This is a genomic window from Actinoplanes sp. NPDC051346 (assembly GCF_040682215.1).
Taxonomy (GTDB): domain Bacteria; phylum Actinomycetota; class Actinomycetes; order Mycobacteriales; family Micromonosporaceae; genus Actinoplanes.
In genome coordinates this window covers 174,148-191,843 of sequence record NZ_JBFBAJ010000001.1, presented here as the reverse complement: position 1 = coordinate 191,843, position 17,696 = coordinate 174,148, and the positions used below count along the sequence as shown (strand labels likewise).

Here is a 17,696-nt window from a genome sequence, read left to right as displayed (position 1 = left end):
AGAACGTGCCGGCCGGTACGCTCACCGCCGATGAGGGCACTGATACAGACCGTAAGCCGGGCGAGCGTGACCGTGGCGGACGAGATCGTCGGAAAGATCGAGGACGGCCTGCTGGTCCTGCTCGGCGTCACCCACACGGACACCGACGAGACCGCCGCGACCATGGCCCGCAAGGTCCACAAGCTGCGCATCCTCGACGAGGAACGCTCGGCGGCCGAGGCCGGCGCGCCGCTGCTGGTGGTCAGCCAGTTCACGCTCTACGGCGACGCCCGCAAGGGCCGGCGGCCGAGCTGGTCGGCGGCCGCGCCCGCGGAGGTCGCCGAGCCGCTGGTCACGGCGTTCGTCGAGGCGTTGCGCGGGCGCGGAGCGACGGTCGAGACGGGCCGGTTCCGGACCCACATGCTCGTCGAGAGCGTGAACGTGGGCCCGCGAACCGTCCTGCTGGATCTCTAGAAGAACCCGCGCCGCTGCGCGGACTGCTGCAGCCAGCCGTTGAGCTGCGCCGTCCAGTCGACCTGGTCGACCGTCTGATAGTCGACGTCGAACCGCCCGAACGCGTCGTGGCCCTCGGTGAACACCCCGCCGCGCTTGTCGACCTCCAGCACCACCTGGAGCTGGTGCGGCGTCGGGATGAACGTGACCTCGAGCTGGTTGATGCCGTGCGCGAACTGCGCCGGCGGATAGAACTCGATCTCCTGATAGAACGGCAGCGTCTGCTGCACGCCGTAGACCCGGCCGCTTTCCACATCGGCGCGGCTGAAGCGGAAGCCCAGCCGCAGGAAGGCGTCCAGGATCCGCTCCTGGGCCGGCAGCGGGTGCACGGCCACGGCGTCCAGGTCACCCTTGTCGACCGCCCGGGCGACCTCGAGTTCGGTACGCAGACCCATGGTCATGCCGTGCAGGTGCTGCCCGTACACCTCGGTGATCGGGGTCTCCCACGGCACGTCGAAGCGGAACGGGACGTCGTAGCGCGCGCCCGCGTCGAGCTTGAAGGAGCCGGTGAGGCGCTGGCGGTGGAACTCCTGATCGGTGTTGTACTCGCTGTCGCCGCTCTCCACCTCGACCCGGGTCATCAGCCCGATCGCCACGTACTCGATGTCGACGGCGTGATCGCCGCCCATCACATGCACCTGGCCCTCGAGATAGCCGCCGGGCCGGCAGTTCGGGTTGGCGAGCACCGTCTCCACGGACGGCCCACCCACACCCATGGCCTGCATCATCCTTTTGAAAACCACCGAACCTCCTTCTGGCGACCCGTTCCCTCCTGGCAGATTACCGGGCTCCGACCAGGTAATCGGAATTGCGCCGCCTTCAGTAAATGTCACCTCAATCCGGGCGGGCTGTCGGCTTGCCGACCTCGCCGTACTCCCCGATTCATGCCACCGCGCGGTTGCCTTACCTCGGCTTAACGCCTCCCGGTCCACACTTTTGATCACCGGCAGGCGAATGCGGCTGGGAAGGCACGACATCGGTTGACGCGGGGAGGGGACTGAAAGGTGGTCCTGCAGATGAAGGCGACGGAGTCCACGGTGGTTACCGCCGAGAACATCATGACTGACGGTGTCGAGGCCCTGGCCGATCTGGACGCCATCGACGAGCGCGGCGTCTCCGCGGATCTCGTCCGGGCGTACCTCAACGGCATTGGCCGCACCCGCTTGCTCACCGCGGTCGAGGAGGTCACCCTCTCCAAGCGCATCGAGGCGGGCCTCTACGCCGAGGAGAAGCTCCCCACGGCGGGCAGCGACCTGGCTCCCCTGCTCAAAGTCATCATCACCGAGGGCCGCGCCGCGAAGAATCACCTGCTCGAGGCCAACCTGCGCCTCGTGGTGAGCATCGCGAAGCGCTACACCGGCCGCGGCATGGCGTTCCTGGACCTCATCCAGGAAGGCAACCTGGGCCTGATCCGCGCGGTCGAGAAGTTCGACTACACCAAGGGCTACAAGTTCTCCACGTACGCCACCTGGTGGATCCGCCAGGCCATCACCCGCGCCATGGCCGACCAGGCCCGCACCATCCGCATCCCGGTGCACATGGTCGAACAGGTCAACCGCATGGTCCGCGCCCGCCGCGACCTCGCCGCCCAACTCGGCCGCGAACCCGCCGTCGCCGAGATCGCCCAGGCCCTCGGCGTGCCCGAGTTCCAGGTCATCGAACTCATCTCGTACGACCGCGAGCCGGTCAGCCTGGACCAGGCCGTCGGCGAGGACGGCGAAAGCGCTCTCGGCGACTTCGTCGCGGCGGTCGACCCGAACGCCGAACCGGGCAGCACGGTCGCTCAGGGCGAGCTCCGCAACGAGGTGGAAATCGTGCTCTCGACGCTGTCGGAGCGCGAGTCGGCGGTGATCCGCCTCCGCTTCGGCCTCGACGACGGCCGGCAGCGCACGCTGGACGAGGTGGGGCGCGAGTTCGGGCTCAGCCGCGAGCGGATCCGGCAGATCGAGAAGGTCACGATGTCGAAGCTGCGGGATCCGCAGCGGGCGTCGCGGCTGGAGGCTTACGCCAGCTGACGTTTGGTTGCTGTGTTTGGAGAGGCCGGTCGCGGTATGCGACCGGCCTTGATCATTTGGTCGGTCTGGTGAGCCGGCTGGGTTATGCCGGTGTGGGGTGGATCGCTGGCGGGCGTGCGGGGTGTCCGTCGCCTCGCCGCCAGGCACTGGGCCCCCCGGCGTCTCGCCGCCGGACACTGGGTCGCCCGGGCCTTGCCGCTAAGCGGTGTGGAGGCGGCGAGGGCCGGTGTCCGGGCGGGCGCCGGCCTCACCGATCTCCACCGACGCGTGCAGGACCGTGTATCCGTCCGGGCGAGCCAGCACCGGCTTCAAGGACAGGGCCTGCACTCGGGGATGCTCGTCGGCGAGACGACCGACGCGGAGCAGCAGGTCGACCAGCGCGGCCCGGTCGACCGGCTCGGAACCTCGATAGCCGTGCAGCAGCGGCGCCGCCCGGGGCTCGTCGACCAGCGCCTCGGCGGCCCGGTCGGTGAGCGGGGCGGCACGCCAGGCCAGGTCGCCGAGAAGTTCGCTGGCGACGCCGCCCAGGCCGAAGCCCACCACCGGGCCGAACGCCGGGTCCTCGACCACCTCGATCGTGCACGCCACCCCGGCGGCGACCATGGATTGGACGAGCACCTGCGGGCCGAACGCCGCGGCCAGGTCCCGATAGGCGGTGCGCACGTCGCGCTCGTCGGCCAGCGCGAGCCGGACGGCGCCGAGGTCGATGCGATGGCGCAGCGCCCTCCCGGCCGCCTTCAACGCCACCGGATAGCCGAGGGCCTCCGCCGCGGCGATCGCCTCGTCGAGCGTGGCCGCGGCGGTGGAGGGTTGCATCGCGATCCCGTACGCGGCGAGCAACTCCGGCAGCGGCCCCGCGACTTCCGCCGCGCCCGGGTCCACACCGGAAAGCGCCGGCAGGATGCCCGGTGGCCGGCGCAGCCAGTCGGCGTACGACGCCACCCGGCCGAGCGCCCGCACCGCCTCCTCCACGGAGGGATACGACGGCACCCTGGCCGGAAGCCGTCCGAGTAGGAACGTGGCCACCGTGGGCTTCTCCCCCGCCAGCGCGACGCTGCCGAGGGCGGCCGTGAAGTCGGCATCCTCATCGGTGAGCTGGCCGGGCAGCGGCGGCGCGAAGACCACCACCAGCGCGTCCACCCGGTCGTCGACCGCCGCGTCGGCAAGGGCGTCCGCGAAGTCGTGGGCGCCGGCCTGCGGGCCGATGTCGTGCGGGTAGCCCTCGGCCACGGTCAGCCCGTTGGCACGGCAGGCGGCAACCGCCAGGCCCGACAACGCCGAGGAGTTGCCCACCACGGCGACCCGACGACCGGTCGGCAGCGGCTGGTGGGCAAGCAGGACACCCACGTCGAACAGTTCCGCGACCGTGTCGACGCGGATAACGCCGGAGCGGGCGAACAGCGCGGTGACGGCATTGGTGTCCGGCCCGGGCAGGTCGCCGGCCAGCCCCGGCGGACGGCTCGCCGACGCGACCGCGACCACGGGCTTGACCCGGCTCATCCGCCGGGCCAACCGGGCGAACTTGCGCGGATTGCCGAACGTCTCGAGATAGAGCAGCACGACATCGGTGCCAGGGTCGTCCTGCCAGTACTGCAACAGATCGTTGCCGGAGACGTCAGCACGGTTGCCGGCCGACACGAAACTCGACAGACCCAGGCCCCGACGGTCGGCCTCGGCGAGCAGCGCCACTCCGAGCGCTCCCGACTGGCTGAAGAAGCCCACCCGGCCCGCCGCCGGCAGGAGGGGCGCCAACGTCGCGTTCAACCGTACGGAAGGATCGGTGTTGGCGATGCCCAGGCAGTTGGGCCCCACGACGCGCAGGCCCGCCGCGTGGGCCGTGTCGACCAGGACCCGCTGCGCTTGTGCACCCGACGGCCCGGTCTCGGCGAAGCCGGCCGAGATCACGACCAGTCCCCCCGCACCCGCCGCGGCCGCGTCGGCCACGGCCTCCGCAACCCCATCCGGGGGTACGGCGATGAGCGCGAGGTCGACGGCGGCATCGGCTTCGGCAGCCGCCCGGTACGCGGGCAAGCCGGCAACCCGCCGCGCGCTGCGGTGCACTGGCACGACGGTGCCGGTATAGCCACCGTCCCGCAGGTGGCCGAGCAGGGCCGCGCCGATGCCCTGCCCACTCGCGCTCGCCCCGTAGACGGCGACGCCCCGCGGATGCAGCAGCCGTGCGATGGACCGCGCCTCCGTACGCTGCTCGCGGCTCTCCTGCACCTCACGCGACTTCTCGGTGGGAGCGATCGGAAAACTCAGGTGCACGACCCCGTCGGCGTACTGTCGCTGGATCTGGTAGCCGAAGTCGCTGAAGACCCGCAGCATGCCCCCGTTCTGTGGCAGCACCTCGGCGACGAACCGCAGAATGCCGTTCTCCTGCGCGGCGTCGGCAAGATGCTCGAGCAGCACCGAACCGATGCCCCGGCCCTGGTGCGCGTCCTCGACGACGAAGGCCACCTCGGCCTCCGGCGAATCGGGACCGAGGCGCTCATAGCGGCCGACGGCCATGATGCGGGAGCCGGACACGATGACGAAGGCCTCACGGTCGCGATGATCGACGTTGACGAACCGGTCGAGGTCGCGTTTCGGAATGCGCGGATAGGGCGAGAAATACCGCAGGTAGCGGGTGCGGTCGCTCATCCGCGAGTGGAACTCCACGATGGCGGGTGCATCGTCCGGGCGGATAGGGCGCAGGTGTACGGCGCTGCCGTCAGAGAGCAGCACGTCGGCTTTCCTGGTCACGGCTTCTCTGGTCACCGGCTTCACCTCCCAAGTCTCCGTCGCTAGGGCGGAACGTCGCGGTTCTAACGTCGCGGTTCTAACGTCGCGGTTCTAACGTCGCGGTTCTTCGGTCCCGGCCGCTCCGAATTCCGCGTCCCGGCCCCGGCCTCTCCCTCGCCTATCCCCGGCTCAGCGGCGAGCCGCCGCTGGTCCACACTCCTCATCGCTGCGTGCTCCGCCGTTCGGGCCCGCACCTCCGCCACCAATCCACCGGTCCCGGCGGCTAACCCGCGCGTGAGTCCTCAACTCCGTACTCCACCGTTCGGGGTCCACACCTCCATCGCCAATCCACTCGCTCCGCCGGCGAACGCGCCGGGGAGTCCTCCCTTCCCACCGTTTCGTGCTACGCCGCCCTTGCCGCACCCCGTTTGCCAGTCCACAAGCACCAGGGCAAGCTCGCCGGCGGCGCACATATCCATCGCTCCGTGTTCCGGCCGGCCCTGCCCCTATTCCCTCGCCAAGCCTCGCCGCTGTTGGGCGGGGTTGTGGGGGCGAGGCCTTGCAGGCTGGGCGCCGGTCCTGGTCAGTCTCGGGGGTCATGAGGGTCGAGTCCGTGTAGTGGGAAGACCGCCATCCGGGTCGCCATGATGGCCTTGTCGACCGGATCCGGTGCCGTGCCCGGTTCCCAGCGCTCGACCGGCGGGGGGTCGCCGTCCGTCAGCGTGTCCGGGACCGTGCCGCCGGGGCAGCGCTCAGCCGCGAGCTTGCGCCAGCGTGGCGGGGTTGCCGTGCCGGGCTCCAGCGGTTCCCCGGTCGCCACCGCGAGCAGGTGCGTCCACGCTCGGGGCACCACTTCGACCAATGCGTATCCGCCGCCACCGGTAGCCACCCAACGACCGTCGCTCACCTCGTCGGCCAGGGCGCGCAGGGCGATGTATGCGGCTCGCTGACCGTCCACCGAGAGGCTCAGATCGGCGAGCGGGTCCAGGCGGTGGGCGTCGGCTCCGCACTGGGTGAACAGCACCTCGGGCTCGAAGGCGCGCACGACCGAGGGCACGATCGCGTGGAAGGCCCGCAGCCAGCCCCCGTCACCCGTGCCGGGCGGAAGGGCGACGTTGACCGCCGTGCCCTCGGCTGCCGGCCCGCCCGTCTCGTCGGGGAAACCCGTGCCGGGGAAGAGCGCCAGTGGCGACTCGTGCAGGCTCACGGTGAGGACCCGGGGGTCGTCGTAGAAGGCCGCCTGGACGCCGTCACCGTGGTGGACGTCGATGTCGACGTACGCGATGCGCCGTGCGCCGAGATCGAGCAGGCGCGCGATGGCGACCGCCGGGTCGTTGTAGACACAGAACCCCGACGCGCGCGAGGCCATCGCGTGATGAAGCCCCCCGGAGACGTTGACTGCCCGCGTCGCCGCCCCGGACCAGACCGCCTCGGCCGCGGCGATCGTGGCGCCACAGATGCGTGCGGACGCCTCGTGCATGCCGTCGAAGACCGGGTTGTCCGGCGTGTTGAGCCCCCAGCCCTGGAAGAAGGGATCGATCGGCGCCGCCCGCACGGCATCCAGATAGTCGGCACGATGCACACGCGTCAGGGCCTCGTCGTCGGCTGGCTTGGGCACGATCATCCGCACCCCCGGCCGGTCGAGAACTCCCAGCTCCCGAGCGAGCGCGATGGTGAGCTCGACTCGCACCGGGTTGAGCGGGTGATCGCCCATGTCGTACGCGAGCAGCGCCTCGTCCCAGATCACTGCCGTCGTCCCATCCGCCATGCCGTCACTCTGCCACGCCGGTCCGACAGATTTGGGCTGCCGGCTGAGGGCTGTGGATAACGAGGTTTCAGTTCGTGAGAGCCGAAACGAGAGCCGCGTAGCCCGCCGACAAGCAGGAAGCACACCAGGCGGCAAGAAATCGTGGAGCAGATCAGGCGGCAAGTGGGGCGCGCCAGACGGTAAGTCGGGGGCAGACCAGGGAGACAAGGCAGGGGGAGATCAGGCGTTAGCTCAGGGCAAGTCAGGCGAAAGGTCGGGGTAGGTCAGGCAGGAGCGCGGGGCAGGTCAGGCAGTAGCGCGGGGCAGGTCAAGCGGTAGCGCGGGGCAGGTCAAGCGGTAGCGCGGGGGCAGGTCACGCGAGAGGAAGGCGGGAGCCACGCCGCGCGTCGAGGCGGGCTGGGCGGTCGGCGAGCGGCAGGCCGTGGCAATTTGTCCCGTCCGGACATCGCCGCGTTCGGTCCGGTAAGGTCTGCACACCCACCTCGTCGGCGCGAAGTCAACCCCCGGCTGCGAGGTAATATCGCTGCTGGGAGGGCCGCACCGTGAATGATCTCGTCGACACCACCGAGATGTACCTGCGCACGATTCTCGAGCTCGAGGAAGAGGGCGTACCACCGCTTCGCGCGCGCATCGCCGAACGCCTGCATCAGAGTGGCCCGACCGTGAGCCAGACTGTGGCGCGCATGGAGCGCGACGGCCTGCTCACTGTCGAGAACGACCGTCACCTGCTCCTGACCGAGCAGGGTCGCGTCGCCGCGGTCGCCGTCATGCGCAAGCACCGCCTCGCCGAACTGCTGCTGGTCAACGTCATCGGCATGCCCTACGAGGAGGCACACGAGGAGGCCTGCCGCTGGGAGCACGTGATGAGCGACGCGGTCGAGAAGAAGGTTTACGAGCTGCTCAACCGACCGACCCGCTCGCCGTACGGCAACCCGATCCCCGGTCTCGAGGTTCTGGGCCTGCCGATGGACGAACCGCTGAACACCAGCACCGCGGTCGCGAGCGCCGGCGAGCGTAACCTCGCGTTCCCTGGACTCAGCGGCAGCGTGGTGGTCCGGCGGATCTGCGAGAGCGTTCAGACGAACGCCGGCGTGCTGCGCCAGTTGCACGCCGCGGGCATCGACCCTGGCGCAACCGTGACCGTCGCCCAGGAGCGTGACGGCGTCACGATCGACCGGTCGGGTGACAAAATCCGCCTGCCGCGCGAGGTTGCGTCGCGGGTGTTCGTCGACGCTTACTGAGCAGGTCCGCCAGGGCGGTGCCGCTCTGAGCTCAGCGCCGTCGGACGGGATCTCAGCGCCGTCGGACGGTCATGCCGTGCGCCACTATCCCGACGACATGTCGATCGCTGTGGGGCGCCGCTGGGCGCCGCACACCGCGCCGGCCGAAGGCCAGCGAGTGAGTCGACCGCAAGGTGCGCGGCGGCGGAACGGTTCGCGGCGCGCCTGACGGAATGCATCGTCGTGCGTGGCACGCCGTCCCCACGCCCACCAACCCGCAGCCGCACGCCATCCCACAGTGCACGTCATCCCGCAACGCACGCCATCCACAGCGCACGCCCATACCCGGAGGGGTTTGATCGGCACGGATGGGCGCCGAACGGGGGAAATTGTCCGGTTGGGCAGATGTCAGCCGTTGGTGGTGTTCATCGCTTTGGCGAGCGCCAAAAGCTTCGTACGCATCGGTTCGATGTCTTTCGTCTTGGCTTCCTTTGCGAACGTGAACTGCAGCGTCTGCAACTGGTCAGCCTCGCTCAGCCATCCGATTTCGACCGTTGGACCATGGTCGCCGGACGCCTTCGTCACCAGGAGGTAGCCCGCTTTGCCGAGCCCCTTCACCTTCGTCGACTTCGACGGCATCAGTTCGTCGAGGAACAGATCCCCGTCCGCTTTGGTGCTCTCCACCACGGAAAGCACCAGGTAGGGACCCTGCGACGCCGTCGTCTGGACCACGCACGTGGAGGTGTCGTCCACCTGGCCGGAGGCTGCGACGGAGAAGTCGACGCCGATCGTCTGCTTGATGAACGGGTAGTCCCAGAGGATGCACGCGCCGCCCGCCGACGCGGCCGGCAACTCGACCGGTCGGACAGGAGGCAGGGGCGTGTCGGGCTGCTCGTTCGAACAGCCCGCGAGCGCGAGCAGCGCCACCGCGGCGCTGAGGGCGATGGGACGCTTGCGCACCTGGTCCTCCCGAATATTTCGGGCACACCGTACTGGTCTCGGGGAAACCGCGAAAGGCCGGGTCAGACACCATCCACGTACGGACAGTGACGGCAGCCGCGTCCGCAGCAGGTGCCGCGGCGGGCGAGAAAGCCGGCGGTGAGTACGAAGAGGCCGGTCTCCGGGTCCGAGTAGCCGGCCTGGCCCGCTTCCAGCGCCGCGGAGTGGGCGGCGAGGATGTCCGTCCGTCGCGGATGACCTGCGGCGAGCCGGGACGGATGGGGCTCGAACAGGGGGCGCGGAGCAAGCCCGAACGGAAGCGACTCAGTCGGCGAACCCGCCGCAAGCCCGGACGGCGGCAGCTCGGACGGCGGCGGCTCGGACGGCGGCGGCTCGGACGGCGGCAGCTCGGACGGCGGCAGCTCGGACGGCGGCAGCTCGGACGGCGGCAGCTCGGACGGCGGCAGCTCGGACGGAGACAGCTCGGATGAGGGCGCGGAAGGGGGCGGGGGCGGCTCGGACGGCGGCGGCGCAAGCGGCGGCGCGGAAGCGGACGGCGCGGAAGCGGACGGCGACGACGGCGGCGGCGGCTCAGTCGAGGGCGGCACCGACCGGAGCGGCTCGGACGAGGGCGGCTCGGACGAGGGCGGCTCGGACGGGTGCTGCGGGGCCGGGTCGTCCACCACTCGACCCTAGACGAGCCTTCCTTGACATCGCTCGTCAAGTAGATGGAGGATTGCGGGGTGCCCACCCGCGCGGACCTCGTCGAGCAGATCGTCCGGCTGCTGGACATCCGCCTGCTCGATCCGCTCGAGATCCTTCTCGAGGGCGACGACGCCGTGGCGGCGTTGCGTGGGCTGGTTCGTGTCCGCGCCGGCGGCTGGGCGGATCTCATGCGCGCTGCCGACGATCGCATCGCTGCCGGGGCCGTCATTCGTCTTGTCGCCACGCTGTATCCCGGTGATCGCGCTTTCGACCCGCCGGTGGACTGGTGGCGCACTCCGCTCGGACGGGTGACGGCGCTGCGGGTGGGCCATCCGTCCGCCGAGTCGGTGTCGCTCGCGACCGCCGGGGCGATGCTCGGGATCACGCGGCAGGGGGTTCACGACCTGGTCCGCCGGGGGAAGCTTCCCCGTCACCCGGACGGCGGCGTGCCATCGGCCGCGGTCCGCGACCGCCTGAGGCACGCCTCCGAACGCGCCAACAGCACCGAGGCCAATCCGTCGAAGAACCACGCCAACAGCGCCAAGGCCAATCCGTCGGAGAACCACGACAACAGCGCCAACGTCAATCCAGCGAAGAACCACGACAACAACACCAACGCGGATCCAGCGAAGAATCTCAACAACAACACCAACGCGGATCCGACCAAGAACCGCGACCATGGAAGAAACGCCGACCCAGCCAAAAGCCGCGGCCACACCACCACCCCGGCAATAGACCGCGGCACCACCCCCGACCCACCCAACAACGCCGTCAGCAGCACGAGCGGTGAACACAACGATCGCGGCGACCACGAGGCCGGCGACGAGCGCCAGGGAGACGACAAATGATCAATGACCGACTGATCGACGCCGGGGAGCTTCCCATCGCCGTTCGGGATTTCGGTGGGGATCAGCCTCCGTTGCTGCTCCTGCACGGTGCCGGGGGCAATCTTGCGATGCTCACCACGCTGGCCCGGGCGCTGCGGCCGCGGCATCGGGTCATCACCATGGATCTGCGGGGGCACGGGCGCTCGGGTGACGGCCCCTGGTCGTGGGATGCGGCGCTCGGTGACCTCGCCGCGGTGGCCGTACAGATGGAATTGGATCGTCCTGCGGTTGCTGGGCATTCTCTGGGCGGGATGTTGGCCGTTCTCTGGGGGCAGCGGCATCCCGAATCGCCCGGGGTGGTGAGCCTGGACGGTAATCCGCCGCCTACTCGGATTGCTCAGCTGCCGGGTCTGGATCCGGAGAAGGCGGCCGCGGAATTGGCGCGGTTGGATGCCGCTTTCGATGGGGCGCGGGCGCAGATGGGGCGCACGATCACGGCTACCGAACTGCCCGATCTGGTGGAGCGCCAGCAGATGGCGGCGCGGGACATGGGTGCGAACGAGAAGGTGTGGATCGAGGGGTTCCGGCGCAATCTCGTGCACAAGAACGGGGAGACGTCGATGCGGCCGACGGCGGAGACCGCGGATTCCTTACGTACGCTGATGAATGAGTTTGATCTTGGTTCGATCTATGCCTCGACGCCCACGCCGACGCTCACCGTGCTCGCCACCCGGAACCTGCCGGAGCAGGAGCCGTTCGCCGACCTCTACGCCGCGCACCGCCGCTATCTGGTGGAGCAGGCGGCGACCGGTGCGAAGCTGAATCCGCGCATGCGTCATCTGCAGTTGGCGGACGCGTCGCACGCCATGGTGATCGAGCGACCGGACGTGCTCGCCTCGGTCATCGGCGACTTTCTGCACCAGTGACGGCGCCGGCGAGGGCGCCGGCGAGAGGGCGGGCGGCGCCGGAGGCCAGCACGCCGAGCCCGATCGCCGCGGCGACCACGAGCAGAGCGCGCAGCACGCCGACGTGTTCGGCGAGGAACCCGATCAGCGGTGGGCCGGCGAGAAACGCCCCGTACCCGATCGAGCCCGCGACCGACACCCGGATCGCCGCCCGCGATGGATCGTCGGCCGCCGCGCTCATCCCGATCGGGAATCCCAGCGACGCGCCGGCGCCCCAGAGCAGTGCGCCGGCGAGCACCGCCGGGACGCCGATGCCGGAGACGGCCAGCAGCAGGCCGGCGAGGGCCGACGTCGCGGTCAGCCGAAGCGTGCGGACCCGGCCCCACCGTTCGATGGCCGCCCCGCCGAAGAGCCGGCCGAGGGTCATCGCCGTCACGAAGAAGCCGAAGCCGACGGCGCCGACGGTCTCGCTCGCGCCGTAGCCGTCCACGAGGCCGATCGCGAGCCAGTCGTTGGCCGCGCCCTCGGTGAAGCCGAAGCCGAGCATGATGACGCCGATGAGCAGCGTGCGTGGCTCCCGCCAGGCGATTCCGACCTGGCCGCGGGCCTGCCGCTCATGAATTTTCGGTACGGGGAGAAAGCGGCGCACGGTCAGCAGCGTCATCACCGCGGCCACGGCTGCCATGACGAGCACCTGAACGGTGACCGTGACCGAGGCGGCGGCCGCCGCGGCGCTGAGTCCCGCGCCGGCTACCGTGCCCAGGCTGAAACCGGCATGAAAGCGGGGCATCAGGGTGCGGCCGAGCCGCCGTTCGACGTCCGCGCCCTCGACGTTCATGGCGACGTCCCAGGTGCTGTTGCCCATGCCGATCGCTATCAGCCCGGCGCCCGCCACCAGCACGGAACCGGCCGCGGTGCCGACGCCCAGGCCCACCAGTCCCAGCACGACCGACATGCTGCCGAGCAGGACCGTCCTCGCCGGACCGCACCGCTGCACCAGGGGTCCGGCCAGCGGGATCGCGGCCACCGCCGCCCCGGACAGGCACAGCAGAAGCAGACCCAACCCCGCCGGAGAAAGGCTCAGATCATCGCGTACGGCGGGAGCCCGCGCCAACCATCCACCGAAAGCAAGACCGTTCGTGGCGAAGGTGACGCCGACGGCGACCTTGGCCGCCTCCAGCCGGCGGCGGTCGAGAACGTCAGCGGTCATCGTTCGAACGTAATGGGCGCCAGACGGGAAAGTCCCCCGGACGGTGGCGTCCGGGGGACTTCCCTCAGATTCGTTTCACAGGCTCAGCTGCAGCCCGACGTCGAGCCGCATCCCTCGCACACGTAGCAGCTGCCGGCCGGGCGCATCTTCGTGCCGCAGGTGAAGCAGAGCGGCGCGTCCGCGGACGTTCCCAGCACGATCTCGAGCAGTTCCGTCGAGGAGTGTGCTTCCTTCTCCTCCACGGGCGGCTTCGCCTCGGCCGCCGGGGCGGGCGCCGCCGGGGTGGTGGCGGCACCGACCGGGGCCGACACCGGGGCGGACGCCGCCATGCCGGCCAGGTCGACGTTCGCAACCTCCGCCGCCGCCTCGGCCGCGATCTGCGCCGCGCGCTCCTTGGCGGTGAAGATGCCCAGCTCGGCGCGGGTGTCGTAGGGCAGGAAGTCCAGCGCGAGGCGACGGAAGATGTAGTCCATCACCGACGCGGCCATGCGGACGTCCGGGTCGTCGGTCATGCCGGCCGGCTCGAAGCGCATGTTGGTGAACTTGCTGACGAACGTCTCCAGCGGGACGCCGTACTGGAGCCCTATCGAGATCGCGACCGAGAAGGCGTCCATGACGCCCGCCAGGGTGGAGCCCTGCTTGGACATCTTGAGGAAGACCTCGCCGAGGCCGTCGTCCGGGTAGGACGACGCGGTGAGGTAGCCCTCGGCGCCGCCGACCGAGAACGACACCGTCTCCGACGGGCGCTTCTTCGGCAGCCGCTTGCGGACCGGGCGGTACTCGACGACCTTCTCCACGACCTTCTCGACCTGCGCCGGCGCCTTGGCCTCCGCGGCGGACTTGTTCGGCTTCGCCGCGGACAGCGGCTGGCCGACCTTGCAGTTGTCCCGGTAGATCGCGAGCGCCTTGAGGCCCAGCTTCCAGCCCTGGAAGTGGATGTGCTCGATGTCCTCGACGGTCGCCGACTCGGGCATGTTGACCGTCTTGGAGATCGCGCCGGAGATGAACGGCTGCACGGCGGCCATCATCCGGACGTGGCCCATCGGGGCGATGGACCGCTCGCCCATGGCGCAGTCGAAGACCGGGTAGTGCTCCGGCTTGAGGCCCGGCGCGTCGACGACGTTGCCATGGTCGGCGATGTGCTCGACGATCGCCTCGACCTGCTCCTCGGGGTAGCCGAGGCTGCGCAGGGCGCGCGGCACCGTCTGGTTGACGATCTGCATGGAGCCGCCGCCGACGAGCTTCTTGAACTTGACCAGGGCCAGGTCGGGCTCGATGCCGGTGGTGTCGCAGTCCATCATCAGGCCGATGGTGCCGGTCGGCGCGAGCACGGACGCCTGGGCGTTGCGCCAGCCGTTCTTCTCGCCGATCTTGATGCCGTCCTGCCACTGCTTGGTGGCTTCCTTGACCAGCGCGGTCGCGACCGGGCCGTTCGGGCGGATCTCGTCGTTGGCGGCCGCGTGCTTGCGCATGACGCGCTTGTGCGCCTGGGCGTTGCGGGCGTAGCCGTCGTACGGGCCGACGACGCCGGCGATCTCCGCGGAGCGGCGGTAGGCCGTTCCGGTCATCAGCGAGGTGATGGCGGCGGCGACCCCGCGTCCCGCCTCCGAGTCGTACGGCTGGCCCGACGCCATCAGCAGCGCGCCCAGGTTCGCGTACCCGATGCCGAGCTGGCGGTAGGCCCGCGTGGTCTCGCCGATCTTCGGGGTGGGGAAGTCGGCGAACGCGATGGAGATCTCCATCGCCGTGATGACGAACTCGACGCTCTTGACGAACTTCTGCACCTCGAAGCCGCCGTCGGCGTTGAGGAACTTCATCAGGTTGAGCGACGCCAGGTTGCAGGACGAGTCGTCCAGCGACATGTACTCCGAGCACGGGTTCGACGCGGTGATCCGGCCGGTCTCGGGGTTGGTGTGCCAGTCGTTGATGGTGTCGTCGTACTGCATGCCCGGGTCGGCGCATTCCCACGCGGCCTTGGCGATCTCGGTGAAGAGCTTCTTGGCGTCGATGGTCTCGATGACCTCGCCGTGCAGGCGACCGCGCAGGTCGAACGTGCCGCCCTCCTCGACCGCGCGCATGAACTCGTCGCTGACGCGGACCGAGTTGTTGGCGTTCTGGTACTGCACGGAGACGATGTCACTGCCGCCGAGGTCCATGTCGAAGCCGGCGTCCCGCAGCGCGCGGATCTTGTCCTCTTCGCGGGCCTTGGTGGTGACGAACTCCTCGATGTCGGGGTGATCGACGTCGAGGATGACCATCTTGGCCGCGCGCCGGGTGGCACCGCCGGACTTGATCGTCCCGGCGCTGGCGTCGGCGCCGCGCATGAAGCTGACCGGTCCGCTGGCCGTGCCGCCGGAGGACAGCAGCTCGCGGGAGGAACGGATCCGGGACAGGTTGACGCCGGAACCGGAGCCGCCCTTGAAGATCAGGCCCTCTTCCTTGTACCAGTCCAGGATCGAGTCCATCGAGTCGTCCACGGACAGGATGAAGCACGCGCTGACCTGCTGCGGCGACGAGGTGCCGACGTTGAACCAGACCGGCGAGTTGAAGCTGAACACCTGGTGCAGCAGCATCCAGGTCAGCTCGTGCTCGAACAGCTCGGCATCGGCCGGTGACGCGAAGTACCGGTGGTCCTCGCCCGCCTTGCGGTAGGTCTTCACGACCCGGTCGATGAGCTGCTTGAGCGACCACTCCCGCTCCGGCGTGCCGACCGCACCCCGGAAGTACTTGGTGGTGACGATGTTGGCGGCGTTGATGCTCCAGAACCCCGGGTACTCGACCCCGCGCTGCTCAAAGTTGATCGAGCCGTCCCGCCAGTTCGTCATCACGACGTCGCGGCGTTCCCACTCGACCTCGTCGTAGGGGTGAACACCCTCGGTCGTCCAGACCCGCTCGACGCGCAGCCCCCCGACCGCGGCGCCCCCGCCGTTGCCCGCCCGGCTGCGCTGCTTACCTGCTGTCATGCCGTCACCGGCCATGTGTGTGCTCCCCCTCGAACGATCGCGGCTTCCCCACCGCGATCCAATTTCCGACATCTTTCAAGCCTTTGGTACGCGCGGCGCCCCGTGGCCGCGGTGCGGTTCTCGCGCTGTCGCCTGTGGTCACCCGGCGCTCCCGGGCGACCTTGTCCCTGTGCGGCTGTCCGGTGTTTCGGACTGCCTCGCTCTCGTGCTCGCTCTCGTGCTCGCTCTCGTGCGGCCGTCCGGTGTCCCGCGCTGCCTCGCACTTGTGCGGCCGTCCGCTGCTTCCCGGACGATCGCGTTCTGGTGCGCCAAGTGATCCCGTTGTCATGCGGGTCACGCGTTGTCCACAAGTGGTCCCGCACTCCGCGCGAACCGCCTGCGCTTCCCGGCGGTTCCCGCACCTGCGCGATCGCCGGACGGTCCCGGACGATCCCGCTCTGGTGCGGCCGGCGCCCGGCCGGACGGTCTCGCTCCGGCGTCCGCCCGGACCGGCTTTCCCTTGCCGGACCGGCTTTCCGGGTGGCCTGGCGTCCGCCCGAACCGGCTTTCCGGGTGGCCCGGCTTCCGACCGGACCGGCTTTCCGGGTGGCCCGGCTTCCGACCGGACCGGCTTTCCGGGTGGCCCAGCTTTCCGAGTGGCCTGGTGCACGCCGGCCACTCGACAATCCGGACGGTCGCCCGTCACGCGCTAGGGGGCACGGTCACTGATCTTGGGTGGTCGACCCCCGGACCGAGGCGTGACGACGTGCCGCACCGCTGACTCCTTGCTCGTCGCGGCCTCCCGCAACTCGGTGATCTCCCGCTCGAACTCGTCGAGCGAGTCGAACGACTTGTAGACACTCGCGAACCGCAGATAGGCCACCTGATCCAGCTCGCGGAGCGGGGTGAGGATCGCCAGGCCGACGTCGTGACTCGGCACCTCGGCCGCGCCCCGGGCCCGGACGGTCTCCTCGACCCGCTGCGCCAGCAGAGCGATCGAGTCCTCGTCGACGGGCCGGCCCTGACAGGCCTTGCGCACCCCACTCATGATCTTGGTCCGGCTGAAGGGCTCGGTGACGCCGCTACGCTTGACCACCGCGAGCACGGCCTCTTCCACGGTGGTGAACCGCTTGCCGCACTCGGGGCAGGACCGACGACGACGGATCAACTGACCGTCATCGGCCTCACGCGAGTCGACCACGCGGGAATCCGCGTGCCGGCAGTACGGGCAACGCACCGCTAACCTCCTGTCGCCGGGGCCGCCGCCCCAGGGAGTTGACTGCGGTGTTCCCGCGATCCGGGCATGACGAACCCAGCTCCGCGGTGATCATTTTCCGCCTCGGAGCTGTGGACGAGCCTGTGGATTACGGGGGACCTGACCCCAACCTGTGGACGACTTACACCCTTGTAACTACTAGATGTTGGGGTCGACGTTAGGCCGCCACGGACCCCGATGCAAGTTCACCGGCGCGTCGGCGCGCCGTATTTTCTACCTCAACACGACGGGTACCGCGGCCGTCACGGCCAGCACCGGATCGCCTTGATCGCAGATCTTGGAGAGGGGACAGCGGGGTGGAGGCGAGCACCATGACGGTGGATGGCTGCAGCGACGGAACGGGCTCCGCCCCGCGCGGCGGCGCCGGGATTCACCGCTTCGGCGGCGGGCGTCCTTGCCTGGCAGCTTCGGCGGTGCGCCGCTCCCCGACAGCCTGAACGGGGCGCCAATTGCCCCAACGACCTCGCCGGCACGCCACTTACCGAACGGCTCGGCGGGACGCCGCTCGCCCAACGACCTTGGCGGGCGCGCCGCTTCCCCACAACCTCGCCGGCACACCGCTTGCCCAACGGCTCAGCGGGACGCCGCTCGCCCAACGACCTTGGCGGGCGCGCCGCTTCCCCACAACCTCGCCGGCACACCGCTTGCCCAACGGCTCAGCGGGACGCCGCTC

General features: G+C 69.9%; 13 protein-coding genes. 5 read left to right on the top strand and 8 right to left on the bottom strand.

From position 1 onward, the window contains the following. Positions 1-30: 30 nt before the first annotated feature. Entirely contained in the window at positions 31-453 is a 423-nt protein-coding gene (gene dtd, locus AB0M36_RS00815) for a D-aminoacyl-tRNA deacylase (RefSeq protein WP_364150358.1), read from the top strand. Here dtd and AB0M36_RS00810 read toward each other — a convergent pair. After that, positions 450-1,235 (bottom strand): sporulation protein, encoded by a 786-nt coding sequence (locus AB0M36_RS00810; RefSeq protein WP_364150355.1) that lies wholly within the window; start codon positions 1,233-1,235, stop codon positions 450-452. The genes dtd and AB0M36_RS00810 overlap by 4 nt on opposite strands. Positions 1,236-1,550: 315 nt before the next feature. On the opposite strand from AB0M36_RS00810, the gene sigB reads away from it, so the two are divergent. After that, complete coding sequence (gene sigB, locus AB0M36_RS00805) at positions 1,551-2,507, top strand: RNA polymerase sigma factor SigB (protein ID WP_364152163.1); 957 nt, start codon at positions 1,551-1,553, stop codon at positions 2,505-2,507. A 198-nt stretch (positions 2,508-2,705) separates the two neighbouring features. Here sigB and AB0M36_RS00800 read toward each other — a convergent pair whose 3' ends face one another. After that, complete coding sequence (locus AB0M36_RS00800; RefSeq protein WP_364152160.1) at positions 2,706-5,252, bottom strand: GNAT family N-acetyltransferase; 2,547 nt, start codon at positions 5,250-5,252, stop codon at positions 2,706-2,708. Between the two features lie 562 nt (positions 5,253-5,814). Beyond that, positions 5,815-6,999 (bottom strand): acetoin utilization protein AcuC, encoded by a 1,185-nt coding sequence (locus tag AB0M36_RS00795; RefSeq protein ID WP_364150353.1) that lies wholly within the window; start codon positions 6,997-6,999, stop codon positions 5,815-5,817. Between the two features lie 542 nt (positions 7,000-7,541). Between AB0M36_RS00795 and AB0M36_RS00790 the strand changes: the two genes are divergently transcribed. After that, the gene (locus AB0M36_RS00790; protein ID WP_364150351.1) at positions 7,542-8,240 is read left to right on the top strand and encodes a metal-dependent transcriptional regulator; all 699 of its coding nucleotides are present in this window, start codon (positions 7,542-7,544) and stop codon (positions 8,238-8,240) included. A 387-nt stretch (positions 8,241-8,627) separates the two neighbouring features. Here the strand turns inward: AB0M36_RS00790 and AB0M36_RS00785 are convergent, their stop codons facing one another. Together AB0M36_RS00785 and AB0M36_RS00780 are read right to left on the bottom strand one after the other, a co-directional pair. Continuing rightward, positions 8,628-9,179 (bottom strand): hypothetical protein, encoded by a 552-nt coding sequence (locus AB0M36_RS00785; protein ID WP_364150348.1) that lies wholly within the window; start codon positions 9,177-9,179, stop codon positions 8,628-8,630. A 62-nt stretch (positions 9,180-9,241) separates the two neighbouring features. Next, positions 9,242-9,520 (bottom strand): DUF5522 domain-containing protein, encoded by a 279-nt coding sequence (locus tag AB0M36_RS00780; protein ID WP_364152157.1) that lies wholly within the window; start codon positions 9,518-9,520, stop codon positions 9,242-9,244. A 381-nt stretch (positions 9,521-9,901) separates the two neighbouring features. Here AB0M36_RS00780 and AB0M36_RS00775 point away from each other — a divergent pair, with 381 nt between their 5' ends. Both AB0M36_RS00775 and AB0M36_RS00770 read left to right on the top strand, forming a co-directional pair. Further along, complete coding sequence (locus tag AB0M36_RS00775; RefSeq protein ID WP_364150345.1) at positions 9,902-10,711, top strand: hypothetical protein; 810 nt, start codon at positions 9,902-9,904, stop codon at positions 10,709-10,711. Continuing rightward, positions 10,708-11,616, top strand: coding sequence for an alpha/beta hydrolase (locus AB0M36_RS00770; protein ID WP_364150343.1), 909 nt, complete (start codon positions 10,708-10,710; stop codon positions 11,614-11,616). Before AB0M36_RS00775 ends, AB0M36_RS00770 begins: the two co-directional genes overlap by 4 nt. Here AB0M36_RS00770 and AB0M36_RS00765 read toward each other — a convergent pair. The 3 genes from AB0M36_RS00765 to nrdR all read right to left on the bottom strand — a co-directional run bounded on the left by AB0M36_RS00765 (position 11,591) and on the right by nrdR (position 16,984). Continuing rightward, positions 11,591-12,805 carry an MFS transporter gene (locus AB0M36_RS00765; protein WP_364150341.1) on the bottom strand — a complete coding sequence of 405 codons (1,215 nt, stop codon included), beginning with the start codon at positions 12,803-12,805 and terminating at the stop codon, positions 11,591-11,593. The genes AB0M36_RS00770 and AB0M36_RS00765 overlap by 26 nt on opposite strands. Before the next feature lie 83 nt (positions 12,806-12,888). Further along, a complete protein-coding gene (locus AB0M36_RS00760) occupies positions 12,889-15,783 on the bottom strand; it encodes a vitamin B12-dependent ribonucleotide reductase (protein ID WP_364150339.1) in 2,895 nt (964 codons plus the stop codon). 673 nt (positions 15,784-16,456) lie between these two features. Beyond that, the gene (gene nrdR, locus AB0M36_RS00755) at positions 16,457-16,984 is read right to left on the bottom strand and encodes a transcriptional regulator NrdR (protein ID WP_364150337.1); all 528 of its coding nucleotides are present in this window, start codon (positions 16,982-16,984) and stop codon (positions 16,457-16,459) included. Between the last annotated feature and the right edge of the window lie 712 nt (positions 16,985-17,696).

What these genes read in the sequence shown, in the direction of transcription:
- dtd (WP_364150358.1), top strand. Translation starts at nt 31, where the DNA reads ATGAGGGCACTGATACAGACCGTAAGCCGGGCGAGCGTGACCGTGGCG.
- sigB (WP_364152163.1), top strand. Translation starts at nt 1,551, where the DNA reads ATGACTGACGGTGTCGAGGCCCTGGCCGATCTGGACGCCATCGACGAG.
- AB0M36_RS00795 (WP_364150353.1), bottom strand. Translation starts at nt 6,999, where the DNA reads ATGGCGGATGGGACGACGGCAGTGATCTGGGACGAGGCGCTGCTCGCG.
- AB0M36_RS00770 (WP_364150343.1), top strand. Translation starts at nt 10,708, where the DNA reads ATGATCAATGACCGACTGATCGACGCCGGGGAGCTTCCCATCGCCGTT.
- AB0M36_RS00765 (WP_364150341.1), bottom strand. Translation starts at nt 12,805, where the DNA reads ATGACCGCTGACGTTCTCGACCGCCGCCGGCTGGAGGCGGCCAAGGTC.
- AB0M36_RS00760 (WP_364150339.1), bottom strand. Translation starts at nt 15,783, where the DNA reads ATGGCCGGTGACGGCATGACAGCAGGTAAGCAGCGCAGCCGGGCGGGC.